At 72.8% G+C, this 26952-nt stretch carries 18 protein-coding genes and 5 pseudogenes; 9 read left to right on the top strand and 14 right to left on the bottom strand.

Translation table 11 applies throughout. From position 1 onward, the window contains the following. Window positions 1-5 precede the first annotated feature (5 nt). Entirely contained in the window at window positions 6-1241 is a 1236-nt protein-coding gene (locus BJF83_RS04140) for a thiolase family protein (RefSeq protein ID WP_075925234.1), read from the bottom strand. 247 nt (window positions 1242-1488) lie between these two features. On the opposite strand from BJF83_RS04140, the gene paaK reads away from it, so the two are divergent. Next, on the top strand, window positions 1489-2844 hold the full coding sequence (gene paaK / locus BJF83_RS04135) for a phenylacetate--CoA ligase PaaK (RefSeq protein WP_075925233.1): 1356 nt from the start codon (window positions 1489-1491) through the stop codon (window positions 2842-2844). An 85-nt stretch (window positions 2845-2929) separates the two neighbouring features. Here paaK and BJF83_RS04130 read toward each other — a convergent pair. Both BJF83_RS04130 and BJF83_RS04125 read right to left on the bottom strand, forming a co-directional pair. After that, a pseudogene (locus BJF83_RS04130) lies at window positions 2930-3723 on the bottom strand (SAM-dependent methyltransferase). A 280-nt stretch (window positions 3724-4003) separates the two neighbouring features. Continuing rightward, window positions 4004-4810, bottom strand: a complete 807-nt coding sequence (locus BJF83_RS04125; RefSeq protein WP_075925232.1) for a TIGR01458 family HAD-type hydrolase — start codon at window positions 4808-4810, stop codon at window positions 4004-4006. A gap of 1096 nt (window positions 4811-5906) precedes the next feature. On the opposite strand from BJF83_RS04125, the gene BJF83_RS04120 reads away from it, so the two are divergent. Further along, window positions 5907-6134, top strand: coding sequence for a hypothetical protein (locus BJF83_RS04120; RefSeq protein ID WP_075925231.1), 228 nt, complete (start codon window positions 5907-5909; stop codon window positions 6132-6134). 114 nt (window positions 6135-6248) lie between these two features. Here the strand turns inward: BJF83_RS04120 and BJF83_RS04115 are convergent, their stop codons facing one another. From BJF83_RS04115 to BJF83_RS04100, 4 genes and pseudogenes are all read right to left on the bottom strand, one after another. After that, complete coding sequence (locus BJF83_RS04115; RefSeq protein ID WP_262391304.1) at window positions 6249-6986, bottom strand: methyltransferase; 738 nt, start codon at window positions 6984-6986, stop codon at window positions 6249-6251. Between the two features lie 237 nt (window positions 6987-7223). After that, window positions 7224-7870: pseudogene (locus BJF83_RS04110) on the bottom strand (alpha-ketoglutarate-dependent dioxygenase AlkB family protein). Between the two features lie 32 nt (window positions 7871-7902). Beyond that, on the bottom strand, window positions 7903-9705 hold the full coding sequence (locus BJF83_RS04105) for a hypothetical protein (RefSeq protein ID WP_075925230.1): 1803 nt from the start codon (window positions 9703-9705) through the stop codon (window positions 7903-7905). A gap of 17 nt (window positions 9706-9722) precedes the next feature. Continuing rightward, window positions 9723-10679: a DMT family transporter gene (locus BJF83_RS04100; protein ID WP_075925229.1), complete on the bottom strand. Its 957-nt coding sequence runs from the start codon at window positions 10677-10679 to the stop codon at window positions 9723-9725. A gap of 71 nt (window positions 10680-10750) precedes the next feature. On the opposite strand from BJF83_RS04100, the gene BJF83_RS04095 reads away from it, so the two are divergent. Beyond that, window positions 10751-11674, top strand: a complete 924-nt coding sequence (locus BJF83_RS04095; protein WP_075925228.1) for a LysR family transcriptional regulator — start codon at window positions 10751-10753, stop codon at window positions 11672-11674. A 190-nt stretch (window positions 11675-11864) separates the two neighbouring features. Here the strand turns inward: BJF83_RS04095 and BJF83_RS04090 are convergent, their stop codons facing one another. After that, complete coding sequence (locus tag BJF83_RS04090; protein WP_075925227.1) at window positions 11865-12794, bottom strand: LysR family transcriptional regulator; 930 nt, start codon at window positions 12792-12794, stop codon at window positions 11865-11867. 313 nt (window positions 12795-13107) lie between these two features. Between BJF83_RS04090 and BJF83_RS04085 the strand changes: the two genes are divergently transcribed. The 3 genes and pseudogenes from BJF83_RS04085 to BJF83_RS04075 all read left to right on the top strand — a co-directional run bounded on the left by BJF83_RS04085 (window position 13108) and on the right by BJF83_RS04075 (window position 17140). Continuing rightward, a complete protein-coding gene (locus BJF83_RS04085) occupies window positions 13108-13650 on the top strand; it encodes a GNAT family N-acetyltransferase (protein WP_075925226.1) in 543 nt (180 codons plus the stop codon). 115 nt (window positions 13651-13765) lie between these two features. Further along, a pseudogene (locus tag BJF83_RS25900) lies at window positions 13766-14939 on the top strand (hypothetical protein); the annotation flags it as partial. Window positions 14940-15067: 128 nt separating this feature from the next. Then, window positions 15068-17140 (top strand): FUSC family protein, encoded by a 2073-nt coding sequence (locus tag BJF83_RS04075; RefSeq protein WP_187347078.1) that lies wholly within the window; start codon window positions 15068-15070, stop codon window positions 17138-17140. A 65-nt stretch (window positions 17141-17205) separates the two neighbouring features. Here BJF83_RS04075 and BJF83_RS04070 read toward each other — a convergent pair whose 3' ends face one another. Beyond that, window positions 17206-17859, bottom strand: a complete 654-nt coding sequence (locus tag BJF83_RS04070) for a cyclase family protein (RefSeq protein WP_075925223.1) — start codon at window positions 17857-17859, stop codon at window positions 17206-17208. A 252-nt stretch (window positions 17860-18111) separates the two neighbouring features. Here BJF83_RS04070 and BJF83_RS04065 point away from each other — a divergent pair. The 3 genes and pseudogenes from BJF83_RS04065 (at window position 18112) to BJF83_RS04055 (ending at window position 23078) form a co-directional block, all read left to right on the top strand. Next, window positions 18112-18797: pseudogene (locus BJF83_RS04065) on the top strand (lysophospholipid acyltransferase family protein). A 334-nt stretch (window positions 18798-19131) separates the two neighbouring features. Beyond that, on the top strand, window positions 19132-20478 hold the full coding sequence (locus tag BJF83_RS04060; RefSeq protein ID WP_075925222.1) for an FAD-dependent oxidoreductase: 1347 nt from the start codon (window positions 19132-19134) through the stop codon (window positions 20476-20478). 815 nt (window positions 20479-21293) lie between these two features. Then, a complete protein-coding gene (locus BJF83_RS04055) occupies window positions 21294-23078 on the top strand; it encodes a penicillin-binding transpeptidase domain-containing protein (RefSeq protein ID WP_262391303.1) in 1785 nt (594 codons plus the stop codon). Between the two features lie 131 nt (window positions 23079-23209). On the opposite strand, the gene BJF83_RS04050 is transcribed toward BJF83_RS04055, so the two are convergent. The 5 genes and pseudogenes from BJF83_RS04050 to BJF83_RS04030 all read right to left on the bottom strand — a co-directional run bounded on the left by BJF83_RS04050 (window position 23210) and on the right by BJF83_RS04030 (window position 26875). After that, window positions 23210-23545 (bottom strand): DUF3040 domain-containing protein, encoded by a 336-nt coding sequence (locus tag BJF83_RS04050; protein ID WP_075925221.1) that lies wholly within the window; start codon window positions 23543-23545, stop codon window positions 23210-23212. Between the two features lie 182 nt (window positions 23546-23727). Then, a complete protein-coding gene (locus tag BJF83_RS04045) occupies window positions 23728-24831 on the bottom strand; it encodes an ABC transporter ATP-binding protein (protein WP_075925265.1) in 1104 nt (367 codons plus the stop codon). Next, window positions 24828-25637, bottom strand: coding sequence for an ABC transporter permease (locus tag BJF83_RS04040; protein ID WP_075925220.1), 810 nt, complete (start codon window positions 25635-25637; stop codon window positions 24828-24830). Before BJF83_RS04040 ends, BJF83_RS04045 begins: the two co-directional genes overlap by 4 nt. Then, a pseudogene (gene modA / locus BJF83_RS04035) lies at window positions 25634-26481 on the bottom strand (molybdate ABC transporter substrate-binding protein). The gene BJF83_RS04040 and the pseudogene modA overlap by 4 nt, the downstream one beginning before the upstream one ends. Next, entirely contained in the window at window positions 26474-26875 is a 402-nt protein-coding gene (locus BJF83_RS04030; protein WP_075925219.1) for a molybdopterin-binding protein, read from the bottom strand. Before BJF83_RS04030 ends, modA begins: the two are co-directional and overlap by 8 nt. Between the last annotated feature and the right edge of the window lie 77 nt (window positions 26876-26952).

Raw genomic sequence — 26952 nt, 5'->3', positions numbered from 1 at the left:
CCCCCTCAGACCCGCTCGACCAGGAGTGCGGCGCCCTGTCCCACACCCACACACAGAGCGGCCAGGCCGCGCCGGGTGTCCTCGCGCTCCATGCGGTTCAGCAGGGTGACCAGGATGCGGGCGCCGGAGCTGCCCAGGGGGTGGCCCAGCGCGATCGCGCCGCCGTCGACGTTGACGCGCTCGGGGTCCAGATCGAGCCGCCGCATGACGCCCAGGGCCTGGGCGGCGAAGGCCTCGTTGAGCTCCACGGATCCGACCTCGTCGAGCGCCCACCCGGCTCGGGCGAGCACCTTCTCCGTGGCGGGCACCGGACCCAGGCCCATGATCTGCGGGGGCACTCCGGCCGAGGCCGAGGCCACCACGCGGGCGCGGGGGGTCAGCCCGTGCCTCTCAACCGCCTCGGCGCCGGCCAGCACGAGGGCGCAGGCGCCGTCGGCCAGGGACGAGGAGTTGCCGGCCGTGACGATGCCGCCCGTGCGAAAGACCGGGCGCAGCCTGGCCAGGGAGCCCTCGTCGGTGTCGGGGCGCGGGCCCTCGTCCGCGGTGACCTCGTGGGCGGCGCCCCCGCGACCGGTGACCGTGACGGGCACGATCTCGCGGTCGAAGCGCCCGGCCTCGGCCGCGGCCACCGCCCGCCGGTGGCTGCGCAGGGCGAACGCGTCGCACTCCTGGCGGGTCAGCCCCTCCAGTACGGCGACCTCCTCGGCGGTCTCGCCCATGGACAGGGTGTAGCGCAGGTCGTTCGGGGAGGCGTCCACCGGCGCCTGTGCGTCGTGGGCGGCGAACACGGGGTTGGTGAAACGCCAGCCGAGGGAGGTGTCGGCGACCTCGCCGGGCTTGGCCCAGGGGGCGCCGGGCTTGGCCATGACCCAGGGGGCGCGGGTCATCGACTCCACGCCGCCCGCCACGACCACGTCCGCCTCGCCCGCCCGGATCGCCTGAGCCGCGGCGGCCACCGCGGTCAGGCCGCTGGCGCACAGGCGGTTGACGGTGTACCCGGGGACGCTCGGGTCCAGCCCCGCCAGCAGCGCCGCCATCCGGGCGACGTTGCGGTTGTCCTCGCCCGCCTGGTTGGCGGCGCCGAGGACCACCTCGTCCACGGAGTCACCGGGGACTCCGGACCTGCGTACGGCCTCGGCCACGACCGTGGCCGCCAGGTCGTCCGGTCGCACGGCCGACAGCGCGCCGCCGTAGCGGCCCTGAGGGGTGCGCACCCCGTCGACCAGGTAGACGTCGCTCACGCGGGGCCTCCCATGTTGAGGGCGGTGACGTGCGCCACCGCCGCGTGTGAACTCATCGGCACCCCTCCTTGACACCGCTGCCCGGGGACTGCCTTAATGCATTAGTAACTGAACGTTCGGTCAGTTAGCAAGTCGGCTCGCCCCCCGCGGCGGGCCACCGCCCATCTCGCGCGCCGACCGCGCCGCCGTACCCGTCCAGGCGTCCGATCCGGCGGCGCGCCGCGCACGGTACACGGAGAGTCCCAACATGGCCAGCGACGACACCATCCGGCGGTCGACCGGTCCCGCCCCCAGCACCCGCCTCGGCCAGGCGCCCGCACCCGACCTGCTGGACCCGGCCGAGCGCATGAGTGTCGAGGAGCTGCGCGCCCTGCAGCTGGAGCGCCTGAAGCGGACCCTGGAGCACGCCTACACGAACGTGCCCCTGTACCGGAGGAAGTTCGACGAGGCCGGCGTCCGCCCCGAGGACCTGGAAGACCTGGCCGACCTGCGGCACTTCCCGCACACCACCAAGGCCGACCTGCGCGAGAGCTACCCCTTCGGCATGTTCGCCGTCCCCCAGGAGCGCATCAGCCGCATACACGCCTCCAGCGGCACCACCGGACGCCCCACCGTCGTCGGCTACACCCGCCGGGACATCGACCACTGGGCCGACGTCGTGGCCCGCTCCATCCGCGCCGCGGGCGGCCGCCCCGGCCACAAGGTCCACGTCGCCTACGGGTACGGGCTCTTCACCGGCGGTCTGGGCGCCCACTACGGGGCCGAGCGACTCGGCTGCACGGTCATCCCCGCCTCCGGCGGCCAGACCGCCAAACAGGTCCAACTCATCCAGGACTTCCAGCCCGACGTCATCATGGTCACCCCCAGCTACATGCTCACCCTGCTCGACGAGTTCGAACGCCAGGGCCTCGATCCGCGCACGACCTCCCTCAAGGTCGGGATCTTTGGCGCCGAACCCTGGACCGAACGGATGCGCCTGGAGATCGAGGAACGCTTCGACCTGCACGCCGTCGACATCTACGGCCTGTCCGAGGTCATGGGCCCCGGTGTGGCCAACGAGTGCGTGGAGACCAAGGACGGGCTGCACGTGTGGGAGGACCACTTCCTGCCCGAGATCCTCGACCCCGTCACCCACGAGGTCCTGCCCGACGGCGAGTACGGCGAACTGGCCTTCACCTCCCTCACCAAGGAGGCCATGCCCGTCATCCGCTACCGCACCCGCGACCTGACCACCCTGCGCCCCGGCACCGCCCGACCCATGCGCCGCATGGACAAGGTCACCGGCCGCAGTGACGACATGATCATCCTGCGCGGCGTCAACGTCTTCCCCACCCAGATCGAGGAGATCGTCCTGGGCCTGGACGGCCTGGCCCCGCACTTCCAACTGGTGCTCACCCGTGAGGGACGTCTGGACCGGATGGCCGTGCGCGCGGAGGCCCGCGCCGACCGGACCGACCAGCAGCGCGCCGAACTCGCCCACAGCCTCACGGCCGCCATCAAGGACCGGGTCGGCGTCAGCGTCACCGTCGACGTCGTCGGCCCCGAGGGCATCGAAAGGTCGGTGGGCAAGTTCCGCCGCATCATCGACCAGCGCCCCCGCTGACCGCGCCCGGGGCGGACCCCGCCCCCCCCGCGCCGCGCGTGCCCCCGACCCCGTCCACCGGCGCGGGGACACGCGCGGAGCCGCGTCAGGCCTTCCTGGCCACGCCCCCGTACTCGGCCACCGGACGCACCTCGCCCACCTCGGTGTTCCCCGGCCGCCACAGAGAGCACGAGACCACCCCCGGCTCCAGCAGTTCCAGGCCGTGGAACAGCTCCCGGATCCCCTCCGCCGTCCGGATCGTCAGCTTGGGCGTGCCCTTCTCGTTCCACGCGGTCGCCACCTCGTGCGCGCGCTCGTGGTCGATGTCGTCGGTCGGGTGGGAGATCACCAGGAAGCTGCCCGGAGCCAGAGCTCCCATAAGGCGGTCGAGGATGGCGCGCACCTCGGCGTCGTCGTCGACGAAGTTGACCACGCCGAGCAGCATGAGGCCCACGGGCTGGGAGAGGTCCAGGGTCCGCGCCGCCTGCGACAGGATGGCCCCGGGATCGCGCAGGTCGGCGTCCACGTAGTCGGTGGCGCCTTTCTCACTGCCGGTCAGCAGGGCGCGGGCGTGCGCGAGCACCAGCGGATCGTTGTCCACGTACACCACACGCGACTCCGGCGCCACCGACTGGGCGACCTCGTGCGTGTTGTTGTGGGTGGGCAACCCGGTGCCGATGTCGAGGAACTGGCGAACCCCCTGCTCGGCGAGATGGGTCACCGCGCGGACGAGGAAGGCGCGGTCGGCCACCGCGTTGTCCACGATCTCGGGGAAGAACGCGCGGATCTGTTCGCCCATCTCCCGGTCCACCGGGTAGTTGTCCTTGCCGCCCAACCAGTAGTTCCAGATGCGGGCGTGTGGGGGACGGAGGTGTCGATCTTGGGGGTCTCGGCGGACACGGTCCTGCTTTCTGCGGTCGATCGGCGGCGCCGCCAGGCCGGCGGCGCCCGACCAGTAAACGGCCCCGATCCCCTACGCGGCAAGGGCCCTCGGTGTCCGATATCGGCACAAAAGCCGCATGCCGCACCGCCGATATCCCGTCGCGCCGGGCCACACGGTCACGCTACCGTGCGCGCCCCCGTTCTCCGCCGGATCCGCCGACGAGGCCCGTGAGGCGCCCCGACCACGCCCGCCCCGGCGCCGGGGACCTGGAGCCGACCGGCGGCTCGGTGAGGCCCGTCAGGGGTCCTGGACCTCGGAGTCGGACGGCGCCTCGTCCGCCCCCAGCAGGGCGGGCACGTCCGCGAACGACCCCACCACGTGATCGGGCACACCCTCGACCCTGTCCAGCGCCCCCTCCTCGAACTTGCCCGTGCGCACCAGCACGCCCCTGATCCCCAGCCGCTGGGCGGCGAGCACGTCACTGACGACGTCGTCGCCCACCATGGCAGTCTCCCTCGCCGACAGGCCCAACCGCTCCAGCGCCGCGGTGAAGAACGCCTCCGCCGGCTTGCCCACCACCTCGGCCGACACCCCGGCGGCCCGCTCCAGGGCCACCACGAAGGCACCGGCGTCGAGCCGCATGCCCTCCTCCGTCCGCCAGTACATGTTCCGGTGCATGGCCACCAGCCGTGCCCCCGAGCGCAGGTCGTTGAAGGCCGCGTCCATCGTCGCGTAGTCGAACTCGGGTCCGCCCCCTCCGGTGACCACCAGGTCCGGGTTCTCCTCGACCAGTTCCACGCCCTCCAGATCGGCCCGGATGTCACCGTCGTTGATCAGACGGCACCGCGCTCCGGGGTGGTGCCCCGCCAGATACGCGGACAGCGCGGTCGGGGCGGTGAGCACGTCGTCCTCGGTCACGTCGAACCCCGCCCCGCGCAACGTCGCGGCGATGTCCGCGCGCGTGCGCGAGGTGGTGTTGGTGAGCAGGGCGGTGCGCAGGCCCGCGCCCCGCAACAGCTCCAGCGCCCGCGCCGCGCCGGGGATCGGCCGCCACGACACGGTGAGGACGCCGTCGATGTCGATGAGGACTCCGCGTGTGCCCATGCCACCATCGCACCACGGAAAGCCCCGCGGCGGCCAGCCCCGGCACGCGGGTGGTCGGGCACGTCCCGAGCCCGCCAGGGCCACTGGCGTTCCCGTTGCCTGGTCAGCCCTACCGCCCCGAGACGCCGCCCCCGTGGCACCGGGATAGGGTGACCCGACGAAGAAGTACGCGCCGCACCCGTTCACGGCACAGGCGCGTGGGGCGCCGACGCGCGTGCGCCCGGTGCTGGGAAACGACGAACGTAAGGACACACCATGGTCGGAACCATCGCGGTCGTGCTCATGATCGTGAGCCTGTCGATGATGATCATCGCGGGCCTGCTCGCCACGATCGTCAGGACCCGCTGACAGCGGCGCGGGTGCGTCCACCGGTGTGGGGCGACCGTCCACCCACCCCACACCGGCGCTCGCGCGAAGTCGCGCGGCACCACTGTACGGAGGTCGGCTGGAGGCTGGTGGGGTTTTGTGGAATTGGGCTGCGGGACCACGAAAGCCACCTTTACGACGTAGATCCTTGACGCGCGCGAAGAGGGACACCGGAGGGGCGAATCCCACCGGGGCACCCGGTCCGACGTCTCCGGGCCGTCCTCAGGAGAGACGAACAACGACAGCGCCGCACCCGCGCCCGCGTCCGCCTCGCTCCCCCGCCCGGTCGGGACTGACACCCGCCGGGGTTCGGGCACGAGTGACCAGGCCCGGGGCGATGCCGTCCGCCGCGGGCCGTGTCCGGGACGACCCGGGCCGCGTGACACGGCCAGACGCGGGACCGTGTCCCGGTGTGCCTGCGGCCCGGTCGGCCACGGTCCGTTCGGGTTCGCAGGAGACGGTCGAGGCTCGTTGGCGTGGCCGGGTCGGGTTCCGACTCGCGGTGGCGTACGGGTACCGCACCCAGCCCCACCGGTCCGGAGAGCCCGGCCAGAATGCACCGCCGCCGCCCTCCGGGACAACCGCACGCGCTCCGCGACGGCGTCCTCCCCGACCGCCGCGCACGTCGCGCGCGCCTGAGCCGATCAACCGTGCAAGCGGCCCGACCACCGGCGATACCCCGACCACGACGCCGTTGTCCCCACCCCAAGGGGGTCGCTAGGGTGAGCACATGTCGATTTGGTCACGCGGCGACCGCACGGGCAGGGTCGAGGAAGCACTCCTGATGCTGGAGGGCCAGAGAATCATCGACGGTCTGGAGATCCTCCGCGCCGAGGGCAAGCCCTACCGGGTACGGGTCCCCGCCGGAATCGTGCACATGGACGAGGACGAGGCGTCCATGTTCGCGCTCGGCGCGGTGGTGGGCGCCTTCGGCGGCGTCGCACGCCAGGGCGTTTGAGCACCGCTCCGACCGGAGGAGCGTGCTCGGCAGGTGACCGATCCCGCTACGGTGCGGCGGTCCGGGCGACCAGTACGCGCATCTCCAGGGGCAGGTCGAGGATCCGATCGGTGGTCAGGCCGGCGCTCGCAGCAGCTCCTCGTACTGGCGCTCAGTGCGCTCGGCCCCGGTGGTCATGACCATCATGTGCACGTCGAAGACCAGGGAGAGCCACGGGTCGTGGGAGTCGGGGAGCACGCGCTCGACCACCAGGACGCGCCCGTCGGGGGCCATGGCCTGGCGGCAGTGCCGCACGATCCTCCCGGCCTCGGCGTCGGACCAGTTGTGCAGGACCCGGCAGAGCACGTAGACGTCGCCGCCCCGGGGCACCGCCGTCAGGAAGTCCCCCTCGACGAGGTCGCAGCGGCCCGCGTCGACGTGGGCGGCGAGGCGGTGGCGGGCGGCCGCCAGGGCGGGGGGCCGCTCGACGAGTACGCCGCGCGCGCCGGATGCGTGGTCGAGCACGGCGGCGAGCAGCTCCCCGCTGCCTCCACCGAGGTCGACGACCGTACGCGCGCCGGTGAAGTCGTAGACCGAGGGCAGGTCCCGGACGAAGCGCGCCCCGGCCGCCATGCCCGCCGCGTACCGCGCCGCCTCGTGGGCGTCGGCCTCCAGGAGGGAGAACACGTCGGTGCCGTGGGCGAGGTCGACCCCGGTCCGCCCGGTGCGCATGGCATCGGGCAGGTGCTCCCAGGCACGGGCGAACAGGTCGCTGTCGTAGAGCAGGGTGAGGTCGCGCAGGCCGGAGGGGTGGTCGCGGCGCAACCGTTCGCCCGTGGCACCGAGGGTATGGCCGTCCGGGCAGCGCCGCACGACCCCCACGGCGGCGAGCAGCCGCAGGAGGCGGCCCAGGCGGACGGGGTCCAGTCCGAGCGCGAAGCCAGGTCCGGAGTGCGCCGGGCTCGGCCGTCGAGGTGGTCGATGACCCCCAGCCGCACGGCCGCCGCGATGGATCTGGCCACCCAGGGGCCGGTCATGAGCCGGATCAGCTCGCGTGAGGCGGTCTCGTCGTCGTGCACCGGTCGGCCTCTCCTCACGGTGTCCGGGGGCTCAGGGGGCCAGACCGGAGGCTCGGATAGTGATGTTGACCCGCCCCCGCAGGCCCAACGCGGGCGGCGCGGTGCCGGGGCGGGTGCGCGGGACGCCGTGGTAGGCCATGCGGGACGGGCCGCCGAACACGAACAGGTCGCCGCTGCCCAGTTCCAGGTCAGTGTAGGGCCTGGCCCGCGTCTCGGTGTTGCCAAACCGGAAGACGCACGCGTCGCCGAGGCTGACGGAGACGACGGGTGCGTCGGAGCGCTCGTCGCGATCCTGGTGCATGCCCATGTGGGCGCGGGCGCGTAGAAGTTGACGAGGGCGACGTCGTAGGGGTCCGTGTCGGGTGGAAGCGGCGCGCCGAGGGCGTCCGCCACCGCGCGCTCGGCGAGCGCTCCCAGGAAAGGGGGGAAGGGCTGGACGGGGGTCCCGTCGGGCAGGGTGCGGGAATAGCGGTACGGCTGCCAGAACCAGCCCAGACTCAGCATGCGCACACTCATGACCCCGCCGCGCGGCATGGCGTGGCGGACCATCCCGGCGCGCGCCCAGCGGCGGCAGCGCCCGACGAGGTCCGCCTGGTCCTCGGGCGACAGCCAGCCGGACAGGTGCACGGCCCCGGGGGCGACGGTCACCGGCGGGGCGCCGAAGAGCGGGTCGGTCATGGCTCCATTGTCCCCGATGCCCCTCCCGGAGTTCAGCGCCGGAGCAGGTCGCGCACGTTGACCACGAGCAGGACCACGACGACCACGGCCATGGGGACGGCGAGGGCGATCCGCCAGTCCGCGATGAAGGCCGCCACCACGCCCACGACGACCCCCACCACGACCGCGAGGATCGCCAGCCCGGTGAGGAATTGGAGGAACCTGCGGCGGGCCAGGGCGTCGACGGCGGCGAATCCCACCACGACGCCGAGCATGGCGTACAGGGTGATCTGCCCGGTGAGCAGGAACAGGGTCAGCCCGAGGGAGATCAGCAGCAAGGGTGTGCTCAGGGCGACCCACAGGTGGAGGAAGCGGGTGCTGCGCTGTTTGCCCGAGGAGTAGGGCACGTGCGGGGCCTTGAGGTGGCCGGTGGGTTCGGGCACGAGCGGAGTGTCGTCGGCCAGGGCTCGCAGGTGGGTGTCGCGCTCGTCGGCGGTCAGGACGCGCTCCTCGTAGCACTGCGCGAGCTCCTTCTCCAGGGTCTCCATGCGTTCGGCGTGCTCGCGGGCGAGCGGGCGGGAGCCGGCCCGGCGCTGCAGGACCATGCGCGCGGCGTCGAGGCGGCGCAGGCGGTCACGGCGGGCGACGATGTCGGCGTCGAGTTCGCGCAGGCGTTCGTCCAGGGTTTCCACGTGGCTGCGCAGTTCGGCGCGGGCGGCGGCCTCGGTGGGGGCGACCTTGTGCAGGCCGACCCAGGACAGCGTGTCGGCCCAGGAGCGACGGATGGTGCCGTCGCGTTCGTACCGGGGGCCGCTGGGGGCCCGTTCGCCGTCAAAGAAGTCGCCGGTGTCGCGTCCCCACAGACCGCGAAAGCCCCGGACCCAGGGGGTGTCGTCGTCGATGAGGACGGGGTTCCACTCGCGGTCGCCTTCGGGGCCCAGGCGCATGCCGTCGCCCCGGGCGTAGTCGACGAAGGGCACGCCGATGCCGTGCCGGTTGATCGCGCTGTCGGCGCGGAAGAGGAGGCGGGTGAGGTTCCGGTAGGCGCGTACGGCCCCGCGCAGGACGGCCGGGTCGACCTGGATGAGGTAGTCGCCGGGCAGCATCTGGTGCGAGTGCGATCCGGCGCCGACGTAGATCACGGGGTGGTCTCCGACCCGGTGCAGGTCGGGGTCGTTCCAGCTGCGGCGCAGGTCGTCGCCCTGGTACTCGTGCGAGGACGCGCCCACCCAGACCGGGCCATGGGTGCCGTCGGGGTTCTCCGCCAGGTAGACGGTGACGCGCTCCCAGTCGGCCTCGTGGTCGTTGACGCCGCCGTAGATGGTCCGCCAGTCGTTCATGGCGTAGAAGAACCAGTACTGGAGGATGACGTAGCCGCCCTCGCGGGTGACGCGCCCGTAGTAGGTGGCGCCGCCGTCGTCGACGCGCTCGCGGTAACGGGTCACGGCCGCGAAGGTCACCCCTCCGGGGACGGCTCCTCGGATGAGCAGGGAGAACTTCATGAGGATGTCGAGAATGCGGCCGAGGACGCCGACGGCGGCCAGACGCCCGCTCTTGGGGATGACGGTGCGGGCGATGCCGCGGAAGCGGCGCGCCTCCTCGCGGATCGACTCCTCCTGGACGAACCGCAGGTGCTTGTGGCGGCCGGGCCACTCCTCCTCCGCCCGACCGAGGCGTTCGAGCGTCAGCTCCCCGGCCGGGACCAGGACGCGTTCGCGTCCACCCGGCTCCTCGATCCAGAGGCTGCAGTTGCGTACGTAGCTGTCCACGCGGGTGGGGAAGAAGAGCTCCCCTTTGGTGCACATGAGCACCGGTTCGTGGGCACGCAGGAGTTCGAGATCAGATGTCGCGGCCATGATCGGACCAAATTAGTTCATCGTGGCGTCGTTTCGTGCCGCGGAACCGCCTGACACGAGCGACGTGTGTCAGGTTCCGTGGATGGGGCCGGACGTCGTCCACCGTCGCCCCGGGAGGCGCCCGCACCGGCCACCACCACCAGGACCATACCCGCGACCTGCACCGCCGCGGGGGCCTGACCGATGATGAGCAGTCCCATGACGAGGCTGACCGCGGGTTCGAGGCTGGCGAAGGTGCTGTAGGCGGTGCGACTCATCCGCTGGAGGGACACCATCTCCAGCAGGAACGGCACGAGGGGGAACAGGAGCGCGATGCCCAGGGTGAGCATGATCAGGTCGAGGTCGGGGGAGGCGATCGCGGCGGGGGCGCCCAGGGGGGCGCTGACCAGGGCGGCGACGGTCATGGCCAGGGCCAGGCCGTGGACGGCTGCGAAGCCCGCGCCGACCCGCTGGGTGAGCACGATGTAGAGGGCGACGCAGACCGCGCCCGCCAGGGCCAGGGCGAGGCCGACCACGTCCAGGTCGCTCTGCCAGGGACGGGTGAGGCAGACCACGCCGGCTCCGGCGGCGGCGATCCACACGAGTTCGCGGCGGCGGCGCATGGCGGCCACGGCCACCACGAGGGCGCCGAGGAACTCGATGGAGGTGGCGGTGCCGAGTTCGATCCGAGCGGTGGCCTCGGAGTAGAACAGCATCATCCCCGCGCTCGCTGTGCCCAGGATCACCACGGAACCGCGCTCGCGCCACGTGGCTTCGCGCACTGCCCGCCACAGCGAGCGACCACCCAGGGCGAGCAGCAGCAGTGCCGCCCAGGTGAGCCGGAGCCAGGTGACGGTCGCGGGAGAGGCCTGGTCGAAGGCGGTGACGGCCAGGGCGCTGCCAGTGTGCAGGGTGAACATGCCGATGAGCAGCAGGAACGGGGCCGGGACCCGGACGTCGGCACGGCGAAGCGAGGAGATGGATGAGGGGATCACCCGACCATTGGATCGACCTCCTCTGTTTCTGTCCACGAACCAGTGGTTGACGAACCATGTAGTTTTGGTAGATGGACTTCACCCGGCTGCGCCTCCTGGTCGAACTGGAGCGTCTGGGCACCATGGCGGCTGTGTCCGAGGTCACGGGCATGAGCACCTCAGCGGTCTCCAAGCACCTCGCCGTCCTGGAACGGGAGACCCGCGTCGCGCTGCTCGTCCCGGACGGACGCCGGGTGCGGCTGACCCCGGCCGGCCGGAGACTGGCGGAGCACGCCGTGGGGATCCTGGCCCGGGTGGAGACCGCCCAGGCGGAGTTCGAGGGCGAGGGTGCGCCAGCGGGCCGCGTTCACCTGGTCATGTACACCAGCGCCGCGCCCGTGGTGCTGCCCGCGCTGCGCCGCCTGCGCGACGAGCATCCGGGCATCGAGGTCCGGCTGACCGAGTACGAGTCGGAGCAGGCGCTGGCCCTCCTCCAGGACGGCCTGGCGGATCTGGGGGTCGTCTACCAGTACAGCCTGCTGCCCCGGGAATTCCCGGGGACACTGGCGGTGCGGCCGATCGGGACGGAGGGGCTACTGCTGTCCCAGCCCTCGGCCCGGGGCGACAGCCGGGCGCTGACGCGGCGGCGGCTGCGCGAGTTCGCCGGCGCGTCGTGGTTCGCCAGCCCCTACCGGGGTGACGAGGAGGCCCTGGTGCAGCGGATGTGCGCCGACGCCGGATTCACACCGCGGATCACGCACCGGATCGAGAACCTGGAGCTGTGCGAGGAGCTGGTGGCCTCCGGGGTGGCGGTGGGGGTGATGTCACGGCTGTCGGTGTCGACCCGGCGCGGTGTGACCCACGCTCCCCTGGGGGAGTTGGGGGGCGTGCGGCGGATCTTCCTGGCCGGGCGCACCGGCGGATGGGCCTGGCGGCCCATCCGCGTGGTGGCGCGGTACCTGCACGAGGCCGCCCAGGACGTGCTCGACGAGGTTCCGCCGACCCCGCATGCGTGATCGTCGGGGCGGTCCGAAGCGAAGCGGAGGACCCACGGAGTCACCGTTCGGGCGCCGGCAGGGTGCTGCAAGACGAGTCGAGCCGCGTAGCGAGGAACGAGCGACAGGCGAGGACGAGGATGAAGCGCCCCTGCCTCTTGGGCGCCCGAACACGGTCCGAAGCGAAGCGGAGGACCAAAGCAAACACAACCTATCCGGCGACGGCGAACGGTCCCACCGAGGGCACTGGCACCTTGCTGGCGGCCTCGCGGACGGCGGTGAGGAGGGGTTCGGGGTTGGTCCCGGCCCTGGACAGGGCGATGACGTGGCGCCGGGCGGTCTCGCGTACCCCGCGGACGACGATGTGCGGGGTGCTCAGCCCGGTCCAGGCCAGGCGCGGCATCAGGGTCACGCCCAGTCCGGCCTGCACCATGCCGAACACGGCGCTGAAGTCGTCGACGGTGTGCACCACACGGGGCTGGAAGCCCACCCGGTTGCAGGCCGCCGCCACGCACGAGTGCCAGGCGCTGCCAGGCGCGGACATGATCCAGTCCTGGTCAGCGAGGTCCTCGGCCAGGTGGAGGCCCGTGCGGGTGGCCAGCGGGTGCTGGTAGGGCAGGATCGCGTCGAAGAGCTCGACCATGACGGGGTCGGTGCGAAACTCCGGGTCGCCGGCGGAGGGCAGGTCCTCCGAGGACATGGTGACGGCGAGGTCGAGGCGGCCCGATCGCACCATCTCGGTGCACTGCTCGGGCTCGGCCTGGAGCACCTCGAAGGACCAGCCGGGGTGGCTGACCCGCAGCCGGGCCAGGGCCGGGGCGACGAGGTCGCTGATACCGGTCGCGAAGGACCCCACCCGCACGACGCCGCGGTCGCCCGCGACGAACTCGGCGAGGTCGGAGGAGGCGCGCTCCATCTCGGCGAAGATGGCCGGGGCACGCTCCAGCAGGACCCGCGCGGCGCCGGTGAGGAGGAACCGGCGGCCCGAGCGTTCGATGAGGGGAACCCCGGCCTCGCGGGTCAGGGCGGCGAGCTGCTGTGAGACCGCCGAGGGTGTGACGTTGAGCGCCTCCGCCGTGGCCGCCACCGTGCGGTGGCGGTCGAGGGCCTGGAGAAGCTGCAACCGCCGAACGTCGATCATGTGCCCCAATTTATGGCAGGGCGGCCATGTTTCGCGGAGGTTTCCGACATCTCAGCCGAGATCGTCGCGTGATTCGTTGCACACCGTCCAGAGGCGACCACGCGGAGCACTTCATGATCGATCAAAGAAATTCCTCACTTCTTTTCATATGGTGATCTCGTGACCGTCTTTCCTCGTGTCGGCGATGCCCCGGTCGGTACCGGCACGTACAGTCAGACGCACAGTTCAACCACGGGGCCGTGGGACACGTGCCCCCAGGGGATCAGCACCCAATGCTGGCGGAACGGGTGGAAAGAATATGCAAACTTCGCTGATGACCAAACCTCGGCCGTCTGACGTCGGCGTTCTCCGCTTCCGCTACCTGGGCGCCCACGAGGTGGACGAGCTCGTGGACCTGTGGGGCGCCCTCCACCAGCAGCACACGGTGACCGCCCCCCATCTCGCGGACATCATCAGCGCGGTGAGCCTGGACGAGTCGTGGCGCCGCCGCCGCGCCCAGTACGTCTCCTGGCTCGCCGACCCCGACACCATGGCGATCCTCGCCGAGAGCGGCGACGACCCGGCCGGGTACGCGATGGTGACCATCCGCGAGAACGCCCAGGGCAGCTGGGACCGCGGCGAACGCGTCGCGGTGGTCCAGACCTTCGCCATCGACCCGGAGTACGCCGGCAGCGGCGTCGGGTCCAAGCTCCTGGAGGAGATGCGCCGCCAGCTCTCGTCGATGGGCGTGCGCGACATCGAGTTCTCCGCGCTGGCGACCAGCTCCGAGGACATCCGCTTCCTTGAGCAGGAGGGTTTCCGGCCGTTCGTGACCACCATGGTCTGCCGCGTCGACGGGTTCGGCGCGCACGACTGAGGCACGGACGCGAGACCGCGCCCCGTCCCCGTGCGGTCCCCCGGCACGGGGGCGGTCCCTCGCCCGGCCCGACACGCCCCGGCGCGCGAGGCCGCGAGGCGCTACGCTCACCCCCGTGGCCACCTCCGACTCCAACACGTGCAACTTCCCTGGCTGTGACCGGCCCGTGCCCCGCGGCTCCTCCCCCGGCCGCCCGCCCGAGTACTGCGATCTGCCCGAGCACACCCGGTGGCGTGCCTGGCGCGAGCGGCAGCGGCTGGCGCTGGAGGCCCAACGTCGCGAGGAGGAGGCCGTGGCCGCCGCCGCGGACGACGTCCCCGCCGTCGCCGAACCGGTCACCGCCGCGCGGCTGCGGGCGGACGACCTCCTCACCCGTTTCTCCGTGCAGAGCGAGCAGATGGCCCAGACCCTGAGCTCGGCGGCCGAGGCTTTTCGCACCATGACCGACCCCGCCGAGGCGGAGGCCCAGGTCGAGGCGGCCCGGCTCGCGGCGCCCGGCGCGCGGCCGAGGCCGACGCCGCCCGGCTGGAGGCCGAGAACCGGCGCCGCGAGGCGGAGGCGGCCCGGCGCGCGGCCGAGGACGCGGCCGCCTCGGCGGTGGCCGCCACGCAGGCCGCCGAGCGCATCGCGCAGGAGGCACTGGAGCGCAGGGACGCGGCCGAGGACGAGCGTGACCTCCTCCGGGACCGGACCGCGCGGGCGGAGGCCGAACGCGAGGCCGCCACCGCCGAGGCCAACGCCGGTCTGGCCGCCGCGGAGCGCCGAATGGCCGAGACCGCCGAACGGGCGCGTGCGGACGTGCAGCGGACCCGGGCCGAGTTCGAGCGAGACCGCGCCGAGGCCGCGCGTCGCTTCGGCAGGCGCACGCCGAGGCCGAGCAGCTCAGGGCCGAGGCGGTCGGGCACGTCAGGTCGCGCGACGAGGCCGCCGTGGCCGCCGAGCGGGCCGCGGCCCGTGCCGAAGGCGCCGAGGCGCGGGCCCGGGAGGCCGCCGAGACGCTGACCGCCGAACGCGCCCGCTTCGACGCCGAGGCGGAGCGCGCCCACGAGCGGCGCGAGGCCGACCGCCGCGTGGCCGACGCCGAGCGCGCGCGGCTGACCGCCGAACTGGAGCGCGCCGACACCGAACGCGCCCGCCTGGCCGCCGAACTGGAGACCCAGCGCCGCAACGCCGAGATCACGCTCGGCGAGTCCCGCACGGCCGCGGCCGCCCGTCTGGCCGTCGCCGAGGAGGCACGCGCCCGCGCCGAGGTGCGCGCCGAGCGCGCCGAGGCCGCGCTCCGGGACGCGACGAGGAGAATCCGGCCGGTGCGGGCCCACGCGCCGGCGACCTCCACCCGTAGCCACAATTTTCCCCTTTGTCCCGTTCTAGGATGGATGTCGTGCGAGATCTGGGAACGACCGGTGACACCGGCCCGATGCACCTGGGCGGGCCATCCGGTCAGGGGCCCGAGCGCGCCCGCGTGGCGGAGCGGCCCCGGCCCAGGGTCGACCTCAAGGCGTTGTTCGGCCTGGAGTCGGGCACATGGGCCTGGACCACCGCCGTGCAGGCGACGGTCGCGATGGCCACGTCCTTCGGGCTGGCCGCGTGGCTGCTGGGCCCGGAGATCGGCACCCTGGCGGCCCTGGGATCGATGACGGTCCTCTACGAGAAGAAGACCCCCTACGTCTACCGATCGGCCGCACTGGCCCTGGTCGGACTGGGGTTCGTCGCCAGCGTGACCCTCGGTTCACTGGCCTCGGCGCTGTCGGTGTGGGCGTCGGTCGCGGTGATCGGACTCATCGCCGGGCTCGCCACCTGGGTCTGCGCCGCCTGGCGGGTGGACAAGCCCGGACCGCTCTTCTTCGTCCTGGTCTGCGCGATCTCCACGGTCGCCCCCGGCGGGCTGTCCGACGTTCCGCTGCACGCCGGTGTGGCGGCGATGGGCGCGGCGATCGGTTGGGCGGTGTCGATGTCGGGCGCGCCAGTCCGTGCCCGGCACCCCGAGTACCGCGCGGTCGCCGAGGCCTACCGGCAGCTCGCCGAACTGCTGCGCGCGGTCGGAACCCCCGAACTCGACCACGCCCAGCACCGCGCGTCGGTCGCGGTCGCCGAGGCCTGGCGGATCGTCCTGCTCGCGCAGACCCGCGGCTATCGCGCCACCCCCGAGGCGGCGCGGCTGCGTTCGCTCCTGCGCTGGGTGTCCGACATCCACCTCACCGCCACCCAGGTGTCCATGGCCCGGACCGCGCCGCTGCCCGAGGGAGCCGCCGCGTTCGCCGACCTGCTGGTTCCCGCGGTCGCCGACGCGGAACTGGCTCCCGACCCCGCCGACCTGGACGACCTGCGGCGCGGCATGCGTCCGCGCTCCCTGGAGGCCCGGCTGTACGGGCTGCTGGCCCGCACGGCCCAGTCCGCTCACCGGCCCGGCCACGACGAGGAGGACGAACGCGCCCGCGTCCTGGACGACCAGCGCTACCCGGCGCTGTGGGGCGCGCTGCGCTCCAGCCTGAGTGCTGAGTCCCTGATCCGCCCGACCGCGCTGCGCATGTGGATCACGGTGACCCTCGGCGGCGTGTTCGGGCTGTGGGTCGGCCTCGACCACTACTACTGGGTGGCGATCACCGCGGCCTCCGTCCTCCAGGGCGGCAACGTCGTCCTGACCACCAACCGGTCCGTCCAGCGCTCGCTGGGCACCCTGGTCGGCGTGGTCATCGGTGCGTTCCTGCTCACCCTCGACCTGCCGCTCCCCGCGGTCGTGATTCTCGCCGGGATCTTCCAGGGCCTGACCCAGCTGGTCGTGGGGCGCAGCTTCTTCTACGCGTCGGTGGCGCTCACCCCGATGGCCCTGCTGCTGTCCTACACCGCCTCCCCGCACCCGATCACGGATCTGGCGGGGTCGCGCATCATCGACACCCTGATCGGTTCGGTGTTCGGGCTGGCCGGAGCGCTGCTGCTGTGGCGCGGAGCGTCGGCGACCCGGCTGCCGCAGGCGATCGGCGACGTCCTGGACACCGCCCGCCAGTGCGTGGTGGCGGTGCTCGACCAGGACCTGCCGCTCGGTCCTGAACGCCGTTACCAACTGCGCCGCGACATGCGCGCCACCCTGGTCAACCTGCGCGGCGTCTACGAGAGCGCGATCGGCGACGTGCCGCGCGCCGCCGCCACCCGCCCCCTGTGGCCGGTGGTGGTGGCCACGCAGCGGACCGGGTACCTGGCGCTGTCGGCCCTGGCCCTGGAGCACCCCACACCGGTGGGCATCATCACGCTGCAACGGGTGGACCTGGCCTTCAGGGAGTTGGTCGCGTCGATGCGGGAGCGACGCACACCACGCCTGGGCGCGCTGCCGAGGCTGCCCGCCTACCCCCGGATCAACATGGAACTGCGGGCGCTGTCCAACTCGATGACCAACGCGGTCGCCCAGGACGAGCGCGCGGCCCAACAGGAGGCCGAACGGCGCGCCCTGAGGGAGAGGCGACGCGCCCAGAGGGACGTGGACGCCGACCTCTGAGGGATCCCCGATCCCGTGGAGAGACCGGCGTCCGGGGGTCGCTCCGCGAGCCGCCCGGGCAGCGGTCAGTGGATCACGGCGAAGGCGCGCACCGGGAAGGCGGCCATTCCACGCACCTTGGCGGGCACGGCGTGGAAGGCGAACCCTTCCTCGGGCAGCTGGTCGAGCAGGCACAGATGGGACACGACCGGGATGCCCGCGGCCAGCAGGACCGCGAGCGCTGGGCGGGCGCCCTCCGCCGCGGGCGAGGTGTCGTCCACGCCGAGACCGTCGATTCCGACCAGGGCCGCGCCGCCGTCGACGAGGACCTTGGCGGCGTCCTCGGTCAGGTACGGGTGGTCGGGTCCCGCGTAGGCGTCGGTGCGCCAGTGCCGGTCCCAGCCGGTGCGCACGAGCACCGCCCTGCCGCGCACGTCGACCTCGGAGAAGGCGTCCGGGCCGACCGCGCGCGCGGAGGCGGGGGTGACGACCACGCCCGGCAGGTCGGCGACCCGTTCCAGGTCGAGATCGGCCAGGTCGGCCCCGTCCCGGTACCGGTGGGAGGGCATCTCCACGTACGTCCCGGTGGCTCCGATCATGGTGACCCGGCCGCTGCTGGCCTCGTGGCCGGTCTCGGCGCCCCAGGACGCGCTCCCCTCCTCCACGACCGGCTCAGGCAGTCCGCGACAGGTGGTCATCCGATGGGTGATCTGGTGGCTGACGTCGACCAGTTTCCGCATGGCTGTCTTCCTCGCTCAGCGTCGGCGCGACCCCCGGGCCCTCGCCAGAGGTCTAGACCAAGAGCCTAGCGCGTGTGGCGCACGTCACGGCAGAGGGGCGAACGAGGAATCGGCCGGAGCCCGCGCCGACCCGGGACACACCGCTTGCCTCCGGACCCCGATAGGCTCGGAGGCGACACGGCGGTGGACCGTGGCGCCTTCGGCACCCCTCCCCGCACCACCCGGCAACCATGGAGAAGGGGCGACCTCATCGTGTCACTGTACGGAGCCGCGAAGGCCGTCCTCGTGCCGGCGACACGCCTGGCCTGGCCGCAGCTCGTGGAGGGCGTCCACCACGTCCCCGCGCGGGACCGGTGATCCTGGCCGCCAACCATCTCGCCCTGATCGACCCGCTCTTCATCGGGGTGGTCTGCCCGCGCCCGGTGCGGTTCATCGCCAAGCAGGAGCTCTTCGAGGAGGCGACGCTGCCCAAGCGGGCGTTCGCCCGCGCGCTGCGCGCCATCGGGCAGCTCTCGGTCGACCGCCACCCGGGCCAGAGCGCCCAGGAGGCCATGGACAACAGCCTGGAGGTGCTACGGAGCGGCGAGGTCTTCGGAATCTTCCCCGAGGGCACGCGTTCCCCCGACGGCCGCCTCTACCGGGGCCAGACCGGACTGGCCTGGCTGGCGCTGACCACGGGCGCCCCCGTCGTGCCGGTGGCGCTGGCCGGGACGGAGCGCATCCTGCCCGGTGGGCGGCGGATTCCCTCGCTCAACCGCGTCGGGGTACGGTTCGGGGAGGCGGTGGACCTGTCCGTGTGGAAGGGCCAGGCGCACCGGGCCAGGTCGCGCCGCTCGGCCACGGACGCCATCATGGCCGCGATCGCCAAGCTGTCCGGCCAGGAGCAGGTGCCCCGGTTCGCCGCGTCGGTCAAGGCGCAACCGCCGCGGAGCGGCTGACCCCGGACACCGCCGTCCGACCTGGCACCCCAGCGTCGGACGGTGACTTTCCCCACACTCCACCGCGGGCTGATCCGCCCTTGACCGGGCGTTGGCCCCCGGTGAGGAACCTCTGCGGGGCACGTCGCGGGGGCCGTCGGCCCGGCTCCCGCCCGGGATGCCGCGGACGCGGCCCCGCCCGCGCGCCCAGCGCCCCTCGGGGCGGTGAGCGCAATTGCCTACCTTTATAGTAGGTTTTTCCGGTGCCATCACCGGTTAGATTAGGTAAGCCTCACCAATGGCGTCCGACCTTGGCGCGAAGACTTGGAGCTGTGCGATGACGCGACCACTGCGAGTGGGAATCGTGGGTGCGGGGCCCGCCGGCATCTACGCCGCGGACCTGCTCACCAAGGACGAGACCCTGTCCGCGTGCGGCACGTCCGTCAGCATCGACATCCTCGACAAACTGCCCTCCCCCTACGGACTGGTCCGCTACGGCGTCGCCCCGGACCACCCCCGGATCAAACAGATCCAGGGCGCCCTGCACAAGATCCTGGACAAGCCCGAGATCACCTTCTACGGGAACGTCGAGTACGGCGTGGACCTCAAGCTCGACGACCTGCGCCAGCACTACGACGCCGTCATCTTCGCGACGGGCAGCGACCGCGACCGCCCGTTGGACGTCCCGGGTGCGAACCTGCCCGGCAGCCACGGCGCTGCGGACTTCGTCTTCTGGTACGACTCCCACCCCGACGTCTCCCCCTCCTGGCACGTCGAGGGCACCAGCGTGGCCGTGATCGGCGCGGGCAACGTGGCCGTCGACGTCGCCCGGATCCTGGCCAAGAGCGCCGACGACCTCCTCGACACCGACATCACCGACAACGTCTACGAGGGTCTGCGCGCCAAACAGGTCACCGACGTCCACGTCTTCGCGCGCCGCGGCATCGCCCAGTGCAAGGCGACCCCGATGGAGCTGCGCGAGCTGGACAAGCAGCCCGGCGTCGAGGTGATCGTCTACGCCGAGGACTTCGACATGGACGAGGGCAGCCTCCAGGCGTGCGAGGAGTCCAACCAGGTCAGGACGAACGTCAAGGTCCTGCAGAACTGGGCGATCCGCGACCCCAAGGGCTCCGAGCGCCGCCTGCACCTGCACTTCCTGCACCGCCCGGTGGAGATCCTCGGCGAGGACCGCGTCACCGGCCTGCGCACCGAACGCATGGAGTTGACCGGCGACGGCAACGCCAGGGGCACCGGCGAGTACGTCGAGCACGAGGTCCAGGCGGTCTACCGCGCCATCGGCTACCTGGGCTCGCCCCTGGCGGACCTGCCCTTCGACGGGGACCGCGGTGTCGTCCCCAACGCCGAGGGCCGCGTCCTGGACCTGGACGAACAGCCGATCGACGGCGTGTACGCCACCGGCTGGATCAAGCGCGGCCCCGTGGGCCTGATCGGCCACACCAAGGGCGACGCGTTGGAGACCGTCACCAACCTGGTGGCCGACCGCGAGTCCCTCACCCCCGCCGGCGATCCCGACCCGGTCGCCTTCCGGGCCCTGCTGGAGGAGCGCGGCGTGCGCTACACCACCTGGGAGGGGTGGCAGCGAATCGAGGCCCGCGAGGAGGAGTTGGGCGCCGAGCGCGGCCGCAAGCGCCTCAAGCTGCTCTCCCGAGAGGAACAGACCAGCATCGCGCGTCAGGAGTAGGCCGTTCGCCGTGGCCGCCGCCCCGCCGCACGGCGGGGCACGTGTCCGCGGCGCACCGCCCGGCCCTGCGCGTGAGCGTCCCGGCCGGTCCCGCGCCCCTCTGCGGGACCGGCCCCTCGCTGTTCCCCCTACTGGCGGGTTCTTACCGTGAGATCGCTCATGCGGATCGGTGCCGTGTCCCGGAACAACACGCGGGCCTCATGGGTTAGAGTCACTGTTGGTCGGTGTGGTAGCAAGTGTCCCCCGGGCCTCAACAATTGCCTTCGCGGAATACCGCGTGCGGCCCCGCCCTCCGGGTGGGTGACCGTACGGACAGGAGCCCCGTTGTGCCCCGCGCCGAGAGGCGACCGCCATACCGACCATCAGACCTCGTGCCCCGCTCCCGCCTCGTGGTGGGAGCGGGGCATCGTGGCATCTCCCCTCAGAACGCAGCGAAGGACGATCAGGCGTGGATGACTGGTCCCCCCGGCAACCGGATTCCTCCGGCCCCCCGACGACGCGGACGGCGCGCGACCCCAGGGCCCCCGGCCCGGGAACCCCTACCGCATCCCGAGTCGGCCAGAGGAACCCCGCGGAGCAGCGCCAGGGCCCTCCGGCCCCGTGGCTCACCCCGAGACCCCACCCGCCTCCCAGCTCCCCGAGGCTTCCCAGGTTCCCCGAGCCCCCCCCGACGGCCCCCGGGCCATCCCACATCCCCGACGGCCCACACGACGGCTGGGCACTCCGGTTCCCCAGCCGTACACAGGCGTTCCCGAGGACGCCCCCGAGGAACCCCGCGCGGAGCCTGGCACCCCGGCGTCCCCTCCCGCCAGGACGTGCCCGTGCACCAGGGAGACTCACCCTCCCCGATCCCCGCGTCCGCGCACGCCGACGGCTGGAACCGGCCCGAACACCCCGACGGTCCGAACGACCCCCAGCGGCCGGACCGGACCGAGCCGACCGCGGACGGTCCGGGCGGCGCCGGTTTCGAGCACCTCCACGGCGGTGCTGGCGGTCCGAGGGGTCCCGAGGGCCCGGGCGGACCCGGCGAGCCCGCCTCTTCCGAGCCGCCGAGGCGCCGTTCCCGGCGCGGCCTGCTCATCGGTGTGATCGCCGCGGTGGTCGTGCTGACACTGGTCGGCGGCGGCGTGTCCTGGTTCGTGCTGACCCGGCCCCAACCGGAGGATGCGCTGTCCGCGTACTCCACCGCATGGGAGGAGCGCGACTACGAGAGCCTGGCCGCCGTCACCACCGGAGGAGACGCCGCCGCCGTGATGACCGCGGTCGACGAGGGGCTCGGACTGGAGTCCGTCTCCGTCGATGTCGGCGCCCCCACCGTCGACGGGGGCAGCGGCAGCGCGCCCTACCAGGTGACCGTCGGCCTGGCCAACGCCAGCGAGTGGGGTTGGGAGGGCGAACTCCCCCTCCAGCGCGAGGACGGCCAGTGGCGGGTCGTCTTCGCCCCGGACGTCGCCCATCCCGAACTCGGGGAGGGCCAGGTCCTGGCCCGCACGACGGTCTGGGGCGAGCGAGGCCACGTCCTGGCCGCCGACGGCACCCAGCTCGACGACGCGACGGGTTCGCTCCAGATGCTCGTCGGCACTCTGGGCGAGGCCACCGAGGAGGACGTCGAGCGGCTCGGCCCGGCCTACCGCGTCGGCGACACCATCGGAGTCTCCGGGCTCCAGCAGGCCTACGAGGAGGCGCTGGCCGGTGAGGCGGCCACGAGCATCCTGCGGGTCGACGCCGCCGCGGCCGAGGACCCCGACTCGTTGGAGGCCACCGAGGAGAACACGCTCGCGACCTTGGACGGCAGCGACGGCCAGGACGTCACCACGAGCATCGACCTGGCCGTGCAGGAAGCGGCGGCCACCGCGATCCTCACCGCGGACGAACCCGCCGGAATGGTCGCGGTGCGTCCCTCGACCGGCGAGATCCTGGCGACGGTGAACGTTCCGGGCGGCTTCAACCGGGCCTTCGAGGGCCAGTACCCGCCCGGATCCTCCTTCAAGATCATCTCCTACAGCGCGCTGCTCGACTCCGGGATGACCACCGACGCGGTGATGCAGTGCCCGGAGGCCTACGATCCGGGCGGCTGGGAGTTCGTCAACGCGGGCGGGGCCGGCTACGGCGAGCAGACGATGACCGAGGCGTTCGCGACCTCCTGCAACACGGCGCTGGTGGCCGAGATCATCGAGCGCTCCTCACCGGACGCGCTGAGGGCCAGTTCGGAGCAGTTCGGCATGAACGCGCCGCTGGACATCGGGGTGCCTGCCCTCGAACCCAGTTTCCCGACGCCCGAGGGAGCCGTCATGCTGGGGGCGCAGAGCATCGGGCAGGGCCAGATCGTGTCCTCGCCTCTGCACATGGCCACAGTGCCCGCCGCGATCGCCGACGGCTCCTGGCGCCACCCGGTGCTGGTGACCGATCCCGTCCGCGAAGGCCTGCCCGAGCCGACGCCGATCCCTCACGCCGAGGCGATCCGGCCGATGATGCGCGCGGTCGTCACCGACGGCTCGGCCAGCGACGCCGGTTTCCAGGGCGAGGTGTACGGCAAGACCGGCACCGCCGAGTACGGCACGGCGGAGGGTGAGGACGAGGAACTGCCCTCGCACGCGTGATGGTCGGATACAAGGGTGACGTCGCCTTCGCCCTGGTCGTCGAAGGCGGCGGTGGCGGCGGGTCCGTGGCCGGTCCGATCGCCGCGCGGTTCACCAACGCGCTCTGACCAGCGCCCCCGGAGCGCCGTGGCTCACGGCATCGTCCCGGCCGGGTCCATCCCGACCGGGGCGGGGGCCACCGGCGTGTCGGCGGGCTCGCTGGTCTCGGGCGTCTCTGCGGTCTCGGACGGTGAGGGCGACGGCGCGCTCGGGGTGAGGACGAAGAGCAGCACCAACAACCCGGCGGTGACCGCCGCGATCACGGCGCACGCCACCCACGGCCGCCAACCGGTCAGGCTGGGGTCGAGCGGGGCGTCGGGATCGTCCGATCCGAACGCCGACAGGCGTCCGGCCAGATCCGGCGCCTCCTCGCTGAGCTGCCGTTCGATCTCCGCGAGGATTCTTCGCTCATGCTCTCTCAACGACATGGCACCCTCCTCAGCCGCCGGGGGAAGGACTGTCATCACCGGGTGCTTTCAGTGTCCCCCGGGTCGGGGTCGGATATCCAGGGTCCACGGGTTTTCCTCGGACGGATTCGGGCAGTCCCCACCGCACGTATGTCCTGGTCGGGATGTCCGTCGCCGGCCCCGCCGGTGGGCGGCCCCGGCGGTCAACCCGGATAGCACTCCACCTCGGCTGCCTTGACGGCCGCCCACACGACGGCGCCGCGCACCAGCCCCAACTCGGCCAGCGCCGCCGGGCTGATGTCGGCCGCGAGCGGCATCGGACCCGTCAGACGGACCCGGACCTGGTCCCCGAACCGCTCGACGCCGTCCACGGTGAGCCGCCACAGGTTGCGGGGACTGCCGTGCGGTCGCTCGGCGTACAGAGCGACGGACCTGGGTGGGAAGGCGACCAGGACCTCGCCGTTGTGCGGCTCGTGCACATGGACCGCCGAGGACTCCTCCGCGCCCGGCGACCCCACGGCCACCTCGGTCCCCCTGGCCACGCCCCGGAACAGATTGAGCCCGACCAGGCGGGCCACGTACGGAGTGCGGGGCCGTCGGGCGACCTGTGCCGGGGTTCCCTCCTGCACGATCCGGCCCGACTCGACCACGGCGACCCGGTCGGCCAGGACCATCGCGTCCAGCGGGTCGTGGGTGACCAGGACCGCCGCACCGTCGTATCCCTCCAGCAGGTGGCGCAGCCGCGCGCGCACGTCGACGCGGGTGCTGGCGTCCAGGGCGGCCATCGGTTCGTCCAGGAGCAGCAGCCGGGGGCGCACAGCGAGCGCCCGCGCCAGCGCGACCCTCTGGGCCTGCCCCCCCGAGAGCTGGCCGGGTCGGGAGCGCGCGTGGTCGGCCAGGTCCACGCCCGAGAGCAGTTCGGCCGCCCGTGCGCGCGCCGCCGCCCTGGACAGGCCCTGACAGCGCGGACCGAAGGCGACGTTGTCCAGCGCGCTCATGTGCCGAAAGAGCAGGTAGTCCTGGAAGACCATGCCGATGGGGCGGTGTTCGACCGGTGTCGTGGTCTCGTCCCGGCCACCGATCCGCACATGCCCTTCAGTGAGCGGGACCAGCCCGGCCAGGGCGCGCAGGGCCGAGGACTTGCCCGCGCCGTTGGGGCCGAGCAGCGCCAGGACCTCCCCCGGGGCGACCTCCACGGACACGTCGAGGGCGAGGTCCCCCCGGGTGAGGCACAGGCGGGCGTCGAGCGCGGGCCCGTCGACTCCGGGAGCGCCCGACCGGGCGTGCCGGTCGTCGGTCGTGGTCATGCCCACCTCCCGCGCAGACTGGCCAGGACGGCCAGGGAGACGAACAGCAGGACGAGGCTGAGCACCACGGCGGCCTCGGGGTCGCGCTGCATGGCCATGTAGACGGCCAGGGGCATGGTCTGGGTGGTGCCGGGGAAGTTCCCGGCGAAGGTGATGGTCGCTCCGAACTCGCCCAGGGCGCGAGCCCAGCACAGGGCCGTGCCCGCGCCGACGCCCGGCAGGACCATGGGCAGGGTGACGCGCGCGAAGACGGTCGTGCGGCTGGCGCCCAGGGTGGCGGCGGCCTCCTCGAAGCGGCGGTCCGCCCCGCGCAGCGCACCCTCCACGGTCACGACCAGGAACGGCATCGCGACGAACACCTGGGCGATGACGACGGCCGCGGTGGTGAACGGCAGCGTCAGTCCGAACCAGGCGTCGAGGTGGCGGCCGACCAGCCCGTTGCGGCCCAGGACCAGGAGCAGCGCCACGCCGCCGACCACCGGCGGGACGACCAGGGGGACGGTGATCAGGGCGCGGACCAGGCGCCGTCCGGGGAACTCGGTGCGGGCCAGCAGCCAGGCCAGGGGCACGCCCAGAACCAGGCACACGGCCGTGGCGGCGGTCGCGGTGGACAGGGACAGCCACAGCGCGGCCAACACCTGCGGGTCGCTGATCCGTTCGCCCATGGTCGCCCAGGGGGTGCGGACCAGCAGGCCGACCAGGGGCAGGACCAGGAAGGCGACGCCCACCAGTGCGGGGGCGACGAGGATCCAGGGCGCACGCCCCGAGCGGGCGCGCAGCACGCGCCCGCGGGCGGGGGCGGTCACGGTGCCCCGAACCCGGCGGCGGTGAGCGCGTCGCGCCGACGCCGGAAAGGACGAGGTCGACCCAGGCGGCGGCCAACTCGGGCTCGGGGGCGCCGGACAGGACGCCGATGGGGTACTCGTTGACCACGGAGTCGGACTCGGGGAAGTCGACGCCCTCGACGTCGTCCCCGGCCGCGGCGACGTCCGTGGCGTAGACCAGTCCGGCGTCCACCTCGCCGAGTTGGACCTTGGTCAGGACGGCGCGGACGTCCTCCTCCAGGGTGACCGCCGCGATCTCGACGCCCGCCGCGTCGGTGACGGCGTCAGTGGCCGCGCCGCACGGGACCTCCGGCGCGCACAAGGCGGTGGCCACGGACTCGTCGGCGAGGTCGGCCAGCTCCTGGACCCCAGCCGGGTTGCCCGGGGGCACGGCGATGCGCAGCGTGTTGGTGGCGAAGACCGTTCCGTCCTCGGCGTGGTCGGCGGCCCAGGCGGCGTCCAACCCGGATCCGTCGGCGACCAGGGCCATGGTGCCGGTGTCGGCGGCGGCGAAGACGTCGGCGGGGGCGCCGGAGACGATCTGGGTGGCGAGGGCGCTGCTGCCGGAGAAGCCCAACTCGACGTCGACACCGGGGTTGCGGGCCTCGAACTCCCCGGCGAGTGCGGAGAAGACGTCGGTGAGGGAGGCGGCGGCCAGGACGGTGAGCGTGCCTGAGGCCGTCCGTCCCGTGTCGGCGCCCGAGGCGGCCTGGCCGGTGTCCGCGGCCGGGGAACAGCAGGTCAGGGCGAGAGCCAGCACCGTGAGGGGCGCGGCCCCCCGCAGGGCGGCGGCGCGGGAACGTCGGTCGACGGACTTCTCAGGCATGGCGGCCCCCGGTCGTCTCGACGACGACGTCGGTGGACTTGACGATGGCCGTGGCCAGGCCGCCGACCTGGAGACCGAGTTCGTCGGCGGCCTCGCGGCTCATCAGGGAGACCACGCGGTGCGGTCCGGCCTGGATCTCCACGCTGGCCATGACGCCGTCGCGGGTGACGCCGGTGACCAGTCCGCGGAAACGGTTGCGCGCGGAGGAGAACGCCCGGGCGGGGTCGTCCTCGGGGACGGCGCGCAGGTGCTGGGCGAGTGCGGCGCCGTCGAGCAGACGCCGGCCCGACTCGTCGCGCGTGGCGGGGAGCCGACCGGAGTCGACCATGCGCCGGACGGTGTCGGCACTGACGCCGAGCAGTTCCGCGGCGTCACTGATCTGGTACGTGGGCATAGGGAGAACGTAGCACTGGCTTCCGCGACCTTTCTACGAAAGAAAGGCTCGCATCTGCGAACTTGTGTAGATCTTCG

Source organism: Nocardiopsis sp. CNR-923 (assembly GCF_001942255.1).
GTDB lineage: Bacteria > Actinomycetota > Actinomycetes > Streptosporangiales > Streptosporangiaceae > Nocardiopsis.
The sequence above is the reverse complement of the archived record's forward strand: the minus strand, read 5'-3'. Positions and strand labels throughout refer to the sequence as shown.

What these genes read in the sequence shown, in the direction of transcription:
- BJF83_RS04070 (WP_075925223.1), bottom strand. Translation starts at nt 17,859, where the DNA reads ATGCGGAAACTGGTCGACGTCAGCCACCAGATCACCCATCGGATGACC.
- paaK (WP_075925233.1), top strand. Translation starts at nt 1,489, where the DNA reads ATGGCCAGCGACGACACCATCCGGCGGTCGACCGGTCCCGCCCCCAGC.
- BJF83_RS04120 (WP_075925231.1), top strand. Translation starts at nt 5,907, where the DNA reads ATGTCGATTTGGTCACGCGGCGACCGCACGGGCAGGGTCGAGGAAGCA.
- BJF83_RS04105 (WP_075925230.1), bottom strand. Translation starts at nt 9,705, where the DNA reads ATGGCCGCGACATCTGATCTCGAACTCCTGCGTGCCCACGAACCGGTG.
- BJF83_RS04050 (WP_075925221.1), bottom strand. Translation starts at nt 23,545, where the DNA reads ATGTCGTTGAGAGAGCATGAGCGAAGAATCCTCGCGGAGATCGAACGG.
- BJF83_RS04045 (WP_075925265.1), bottom strand. Translation starts at nt 24,831, where the DNA reads ATGACCACGACCGACGACCGGCACGCCCGGTCGGGCGCTCCCGGAGTC.
- BJF83_RS04030 (WP_075925219.1), bottom strand. Translation starts at nt 26,875, where the DNA reads ATGCCCACGTACCAGATCAGTGACGCCGCGGAACTGCTCGGCGTCAGT.
- BJF83_RS04085 (WP_075925226.1), top strand. Translation starts at nt 13,108, where the DNA reads ATGACCAAACCTCGGCCGTCTGACGTCGGCGTTCTCCGCTTCCGCTAC.
- BJF83_RS04095 (WP_075925228.1), top strand. Translation starts at nt 10,751, where the DNA reads ATGGACTTCACCCGGCTGCGCCTCCTGGTCGAACTGGAGCGTCTGGGC.
- BJF83_RS04090 (WP_075925227.1), bottom strand. Translation starts at nt 12,794, where the DNA reads ATGATCGACGTTCGGCGGTTGCAGCTTCTCCAGGCCCTCGACCGCCAC.
- BJF83_RS04075 (WP_187347078.1), top strand. Translation starts at nt 15,068, where the DNA reads ATGCACCTGGGCGGGCCATCCGGTCAGGGGCCCGAGCGCGCCCGCGTG.
- BJF83_RS04125 (WP_075925232.1), bottom strand. Translation starts at nt 4,810, where the DNA reads ATGGGCACACGCGGAGTCCTCATCGACATCGACGGCGTCCTCACCGTG.